The 6,054-nt window shown below is 63.0% G+C and carries 6 protein-coding genes; 2 read left to right on the top strand and 4 right to left on the bottom strand.

Features of this window, described 5'->3' with window-relative positions; translation table 11 throughout:
- Positions 1 to 69: 69 nt before the first annotated feature.
- Genes DCO48_RS14410 through glyQ form a run of 4 tightly spaced genes read right to left on the bottom strand, consistent with a single transcriptional unit; the run spans position 70 to position 4,443 of the window.
- Positions 70 to 840 carry a 1-acyl-sn-glycerol-3-phosphate acyltransferase gene (locus DCO48_RS14410; RefSeq protein WP_116551282.1) on the bottom strand — a complete coding sequence of 257 codons (771 nt, stop codon included), beginning with the start codon at positions 838 to 840 and terminating at the stop codon, positions 70 to 72.
- 55 nt (positions 841 to 895) lie between these two features.
- Positions 896 to 1,441, bottom strand: a complete 546-nt coding sequence (gene gmhB, locus DCO48_RS14415; RefSeq protein ID WP_116551283.1) for a D-glycero-beta-D-manno-heptose 1,7-bisphosphate 7-phosphatase — start codon at positions 1,439 to 1,441, stop codon at positions 896 to 898.
- A 3-nt stretch (positions 1,442 to 1,444) separates the two neighbouring features.
- A complete protein-coding gene (gene glyS, locus DCO48_RS14420) occupies positions 1,445 to 3,499 on the bottom strand; it encodes a glycine--tRNA ligase subunit beta (protein WP_116551284.1) in 2,055 nt (684 codons plus the stop codon).
- Positions 3,496 to 4,443 (bottom strand): glycine--tRNA ligase subunit alpha, encoded by a 948-nt coding sequence (glyQ, locus tag DCO48_RS14425; protein WP_116551285.1) that lies wholly within the window; start codon positions 4,441 to 4,443, stop codon positions 3,496 to 3,498. Before glyQ ends, glyS begins: the two co-directional genes overlap by 4 nt.
- A gap of 82 nt (positions 4,444 to 4,525) precedes the next feature.
- Here glyQ and DCO48_RS14430 point away from each other — a divergent pair, with 82 nt between their 5' ends.
- Both DCO48_RS14430 and DCO48_RS14435 read left to right on the top strand, forming a co-directional pair.
- The gene (locus DCO48_RS14430; RefSeq protein WP_116551286.1) at positions 4,526 to 5,077 is read left to right on the top strand and encodes a DNA-3-methyladenine glycosylase I; all 552 of its coding nucleotides are present in this window, start codon (positions 4,526 to 4,528) and stop codon (positions 5,075 to 5,077) included.
- A gap of 39 nt (positions 5,078 to 5,116) precedes the next feature.
- The gene (locus tag DCO48_RS14435; RefSeq protein WP_116551287.1) at positions 5,117 to 6,004 is read left to right on the top strand and encodes a lysophospholipid acyltransferase; all 888 of its coding nucleotides are present in this window, start codon (positions 5,117 to 5,119) and stop codon (positions 6,002 to 6,004) included.
- The last annotated feature ends 50 nt before the right edge of the window (positions 6,005 to 6,054 follow it).

Raw genomic sequence — 6,054 nt, forward strand, 5'->3', positions numbered from 1 at the left:
AAATTAATAACTTAGAGAATTATTTCCTGAGAAATCCAAATACTGTACACAAGTTATCCACAGAACGGCTCAGGCCGCTGGCTGCGATTCGCTCGGCGTTTGTGCCGGTAACGAACCCAGGGCGCGCTGGGTCTGTTCGTTCCACGCGGCAGCGCGGTCGTTCAGCTCGGCGATTGCCCGTGGGCCAGTGCCTTCGGCGTACATCGGCGCACCGATTACCACCTCGATGGTGCCGGCGCGCTTGCCCCAGCCTTCCTTCGGCCAGTACTTGCCGGCGTTGTGCGCAATCGGCAGCACCGGCAGTTCGGCGTTCACCGCCAGCGCGGTACCGCCACGGGAGAACTTGCCGACCTTACCGAACGGGACGCGGGTGCCTTCCGGGAAGATCAGTACCCAGACGCCGTCCTTGAGCAGACGGTCGCCCTTGGCCGCCACCTGTTTGAGCGCGGCCTTGGGGTTGTCGCGATCAATCGCGATCGGCCGCAGCATGGCCATGGCCCAGCCGAAAAACGGCACGTAGAGCAACTCGCGCTTGAGCACCTGGCTCAAGGGCTGGAAATAGGCAGACAGGAAAAAGGTTTCCCAGGTGCTTTGATGGTTGGACAGGATCACACAGGGCTGTTTGGGAATATTCTCTGCCCCGGTCACCTTGACCTTGATGTTGAGGAACACGCGCACCAGCACCAGTGCGAAACGGCACCAGTAGACGTTGATGAAGCGGTAACGCGCGCGGAACGACAAAAACGGCGCAATGAAAAAGCTCAGGGAACACCAGAGCAACGCGCTGGTACCCAGCAGCAGGTAAAAAAGAAAGATTCTGATCGCCTGCAGGATCGACATAGCGGCATGTACCGTTGCGGGCTCGCCCGCCTTTAACAGGGCACCTGGAGAGTCTTCAGGCGTCCTGATGATTGTGGATAAGTGCCCTGGCGACTGCCGCCAGGTCCTCGAATACCAGGGTGCCGTCCGGCACACCCTTGCCCAAGGTCGTTTGCCCCTTGCCGGTTTTTACCAGAACGGGTTGTGCATCGACGGCCTTGGCGGCTTCCAGGTCACCCTTGCTGTCACCGACGAACCAGATACCGGCCAGATCGACCGCATAATGTTCGGCGATGCTACGCAACATGCCCGGCTTTGGCTTGCGGCAGGTGCAGCCCTCGTCCGGGCCGTGCGGGCAGTAAATCACCAAGCCGACTTCGCCGCCCCGCTCGGCGACCAGCGCGCGCAGGCGCGCGTGCATGGCCTCAAGGGTTTCCAGCGGGTAATAGCCGCGGGCAATGCCGGACTGGTTAGTGGCTACGGCCACCGTCCAGCCGGCTTTGCTCAACTGCGCGATGGCCTCGATCGAGCCCGGAATCGGGATCCACTCGTCCAGCGACTTGATGTAGGCGTCGGAGTCCTGGTTGATCACCCCGTCCCGATCGAGAATCAGCAGTTTCAAGGCTTACCCCAGCAGCGAGATGTCGGCCACACCCAGGAACAGACCGCGCAGGCGGCTGAGCAGGGCATAGCGGTTAGCCCGCACGTTGGCGTCTTCGGCATTGACCATCACCGCCTCGAAGAAGGCGTCCACCGGCTCGCGCAGGGCCGCCAGGCGGGCCAGCGACTCGCTGTACTGACGCGCTGCCGCCATCGGTTGCACGGCCTGGTCGGCCTGCTGGATGGCCGAGTACAGGGAGAACTCGTTGGCATTGTCGAAGTACTTCGGCTCGACGTTGCTCGCGATCGCGCCCTCGGCCTTGCTCAGCAGGTTCGAGACACGCTTGTTCACTGCAGCCAGGGCGGCGGCTTCGGGCAACTGGCGGAACGCCTGGACGGCCTGCACGCGCTGGTCGAAGTCCAGCGCCGAACCCGGCTGCAGGGCACGTACCGAGAGGTAGGTGGCAACGTCGATACCTTCGTCTTCATAACGCGCACGCAGGCGGTCGAAGACGAATTCCAGCACCTGCTCGGCCAGGCCGGCGGCTTTGACCTTGGCGCCGAACTGGGCGACGGCGAATTCCACCGCTTCGTTCAGGTTCAGGTCCAGCTGCTTCTCGATCAGGATACGCAGCACGCCCAGTGCGGCACGGCGCAGGGCATACGGGTCCTTGCTGCCGGTGGGCAGCATGCCGATGCCGAAGATGCCGACCAGGGTGTCGAGCTTGTCGGCGATGGCCACGGCCGCCCCGGTCAGGGTCGACGGCAGCTCGGCGCCAGCACCGCGCGGCATGTACTGCTCGTTCAGGGCCAGGGCGACGTCTTGTGGCTCACCGTCGTTCAGCGCGTAGTAGTAACCGGCAACGCCCTGCATTTCCGGGAACTCGCCGACCATCTCGGTGGCCAGGTCGCACTTGGACAGGATGCCGGCACGAGCGGCGCGCTGGGCGTCGCCGCCGATGCGCTGGGCGATGAACGCGGCCAGTTTGGCAACCCGCTCGGCCTTGTCGTAGACGCTGCCCAACTGAGCCTGGAAGACCACGTTTTTCAGGCGCTCGTTGAAGCTTTCCAGCGGCTGTTTCTTGTCTTGCTTGAAGAAGAACTCGGCGTCGGTCAGGCGTGGGCGCACGACCTTCTCGTTACCTTCGACGATCTGCTTCGGATCGCGGCTTTCCACGTTGGCCACGGTAATGAAGCGCGGCAGCAGCTTGCCGTCGACGTCCAGCAGGCAGAAGTACTTCTGGTTGTCCTGCATGGTGGTGATCAGGGCTTCCTGCGGCACGTCGAGGAACCGCTCCTCGAACGAGCAGACCAGCGGCACCGGCCATTCAACCAGGGCGGTCACTTCGTCGAGCAGCGCCGGCGGCACGATAGCGCTGCCTTCCTGCTGCATCGCCAGTTCGGCGGTGCGTTTGCTGATCAGTTCGCGACGCTCGGCGAAGTCGGCCAGCACGTAGGCCTTGCGCAGGTCTTCCTGGTAGTTGGCCGGGGCGCTGATCAGCACGTCTTCCGGGTGGTGGAAGCGGTGACCGCGCGAATGCCGGCCGGCTTTCTGGGCGAGGATGGTGCAATCGACCACGGTGTCGCCCAGCAGCATTACCAGCCATTGGGTGGGTCGCACGAATTCTTCTTTGCGTGCACCCCACCGCATGCGTTTCGGGATCGGCAGGTCGTTCAGCGAGTCTTCGACGATGGTCGGCAGCAGGCTGGCGGTGGCTTTGCCCGGAATGTGCTGCGAGAAGCGCAGCTTCGGCCCGCTCTGGTCGATTTCGGCCAGCTCGACGCCGCACTTCTTGGCGAAGCCCAGGGCGGCCTGGGTCGGGTTGCCTTCGGCGTCGAAGGCGGCCTGACGCGGTGGGCCGTCGACGTTGATGCTGCGGTCCGGCTGCTGGGTGTCGAGCTGACGAATCAGCACGGCCAGGCGACGCGGGGCGGCATAGACCTGTTTGGCGGTGTAGTTCAGGCCGGCGGCCTGCAGGCCTTTTTCTATGCCGGCGAGGAAGGCATCGCCCAGGCTGCTCAGGGCTTTTGGCGGCAGTTCTTCGGTGCCCAGTTCAACCAGAAAATCTTGAGCACTCATTGTGCAGCCTCCAGCTTGGCCAATGCTTCATCACGCAATTCAGGGGACGCCATCGGGAAGCCCAGCTTGGCGCGGGCTTGCAGGTAGCTTTGCGCCACGGCCCGGGCCAGGGTCCGTACACGCAGGATGTAACGCTGGCGCTCGGTCACCGAGATGGCGCGGCGGGCGTCGAGCAGGTTGAAGGTGTGCGAGGCCTTGAGGACCATTTCGTAGGTCGGCAGCGGCAGTTCCAGCTCGATCAGGCGGTTCGCTTCGCTTTCGTAGAAGTCGAACAGTTCGAACAGCTTCTCGACGTTGGCGTGTTCGAAGTTGTAGGTCGACTGCTCCACTTCGTTCTGGTGGAACACGTCGCCGTAGGTCACCTTGCCGAACGGGCCATCGGTCCAGACCAGGTCGTAGACCGAGTCGACGCCTTGCAGGTACATGGCCAGGCGCTCCAGGCCATAGGTGATTTCACCGGTCACCGGCATGCACTCGATGCCGCCCACTTGCTGGAAGTAGGTGAACTGGGTGACTTCCATGCCATTGAGCCAGATTTCCCAGCCCAGGCCCCAGGCGCCGAGTGTCGGCGATTCCCAGTTGTCTTCGACGAAACGGATGTCGTGTACCAGCGGGTCGAGGCCGATGGCCTTCAGCGAGCCCAGGTACAGCTCCTGGAAGTTCGCCGGGTTCGGCTTGAGCACCACCTGGAACTGGTAGTAGTGCTGCAGGCGGTTCGGGTTTTCGCCATAGCGACCGTCGGCCGGGCGACGGCTCGGCTGGACATAGGCGGCGTTCCAGGTTTCCGGGCCGACGGCGCGCAGGAACGTGGCGGTATGGAAAGTGCCGGCGCCTACTTCCATATCGTAGGGCTGAAGCACCACACAACCTTGCTCGGCCCAGTAGTTCTGCAGGGCGAGGATCAAGTCTTGGAAGGTACGCACGGCTGGCGTAGGCTGGCTCACGAAATTCACCTGTTTCTAGGGCTGCGAATATAAAGAGCGGGAGTATAACCCGATTCGCCACAGCCTCTACCCTTGGAGCCATATGCCACGCTGCTTTTGGTGTACCGACGATCCGTTGTACCAGGCTTATCACGATCAGGAGTGGGGCACGCCGCAGCGCGACCCGGACCAGTTGTTCGAGATGCTGCTGCTCGAAGGCTTCCAGGCCGGGCTGTCGTGGATCACCGTGCTGAAAAAGCGCCAGCGCTACCGCGAGGTGCTGTTCGGCTTTGAGCCGCAGCGTCTGGCGCAGATGAGCGACGCCGAAATCGAAGAACGCCTGCTCGACCCGGGCATCATCCGCAACCGCCTCAAGCTCAACGCCGCGCGGCGCAATGCGCGCGCTTGGCTGGTGCTGGAGCAGCCGGGCGAGTGGCTCTGGTCGTTTGTCGGCGGGCAGCCGAAGATCAACCATTTTACGGCGCGCAGCGAGGTACCGGCGGTTACCGACGAGGCCAAGGCGATGAGCAAGGCGTTGCAGAAGGCCGGCTTCACCTTTGTCGGGCCGACCATCTGTTATGCCTTCATGCAGGCTACCGGGATGGTCATGGACCACACCACCGACTGTGATCGATACGCCGCGTTGCTGCGCTGACGGTTACAATGGCCGGCTTGCAGAAAGAGGAATCAGCCTGTGGATAAGTTCAAGGGCGCCTTGATGGTCGGGGCGTTGCGGTTGTTTGCCAAGCTGCCTTGGGGCGCAGTTCAGCGCGTCGGTTCGGCGATTGGCTGGATCATGTGGAAGCTGCCGAACAGTTCCCGCGAAGTGGTGCGGATCAACCTGGCCAAGTGTTTCCCGGAGATGGACCCGGTGGCCCGCGAGCAACTGGTGGGGCGCACGCTGATGGATATCGGCAAGTCGTTCACCGAAAGCGCCTGCGCCTGGATCTGGCCGGCGCAGCGCTCGCTGGAGCTGGTGCGTGAAGTCGAGGGGCTGGAGGTGCTCAAGGACGCACTGGCGTCGGGCAAGGGCGTGGTCGGCATCACCAGCCACCTGGGCAACTGGGAAGTGCTCAACCACTTCTATTGCAGCCAGTGCAAGCCGATCATTTTCTATCGGCCGCCGAAGTTGAAGGCGGTCGACGACCTGTTGCGCGAACAGCGCGTGCAGTTGGGCAATCGGGTGGCGGCGTCGACCAAGGAAGGCATCCTGAGCATCATCAAGGAGGTGCGCAAGGGTGGCCAGGTAGGAATTCCGGCAGACCCGGAGCCGGCGGAATCGGCGGGGATCTTCGTGCCGTTTTTTGCCACCAAGGCACTGACCAGCAAGTTTGTGCCGAACATGCTGGCCGGTGGCAAGGCAGTGGGGGTGTTCCTGCATGCCTTGCGGCTGCCGGACGGTTCCGGCTTCAAGGTGATCCTGGAAGCGGCGCCGGAGGCGATGTACAGCGAGGACACCGAAACCTCGGCGGCGGCCATGAGCCAGGTGGTGGAGCGTTATGTGCGGGCCTATCCGAGCCAGTACATGTGGAGCATGAAACGCTTCAAGAAGCGCCCGCCAGGCGAGGCGCGCTGGTACTGAGGGCCTAATCGCGGGACGAGCCCGCTCCCACAAGAGCACCGCCGTACACT

This window comes from Pseudomonas sp. SDI (genome assembly GCF_003105155.1).
In the GTDB taxonomy this organism is placed as follows: Bacteria; Pseudomonadota; Gammaproteobacteria; order Pseudomonadales; family Pseudomonadaceae; genus Aquipseudomonas.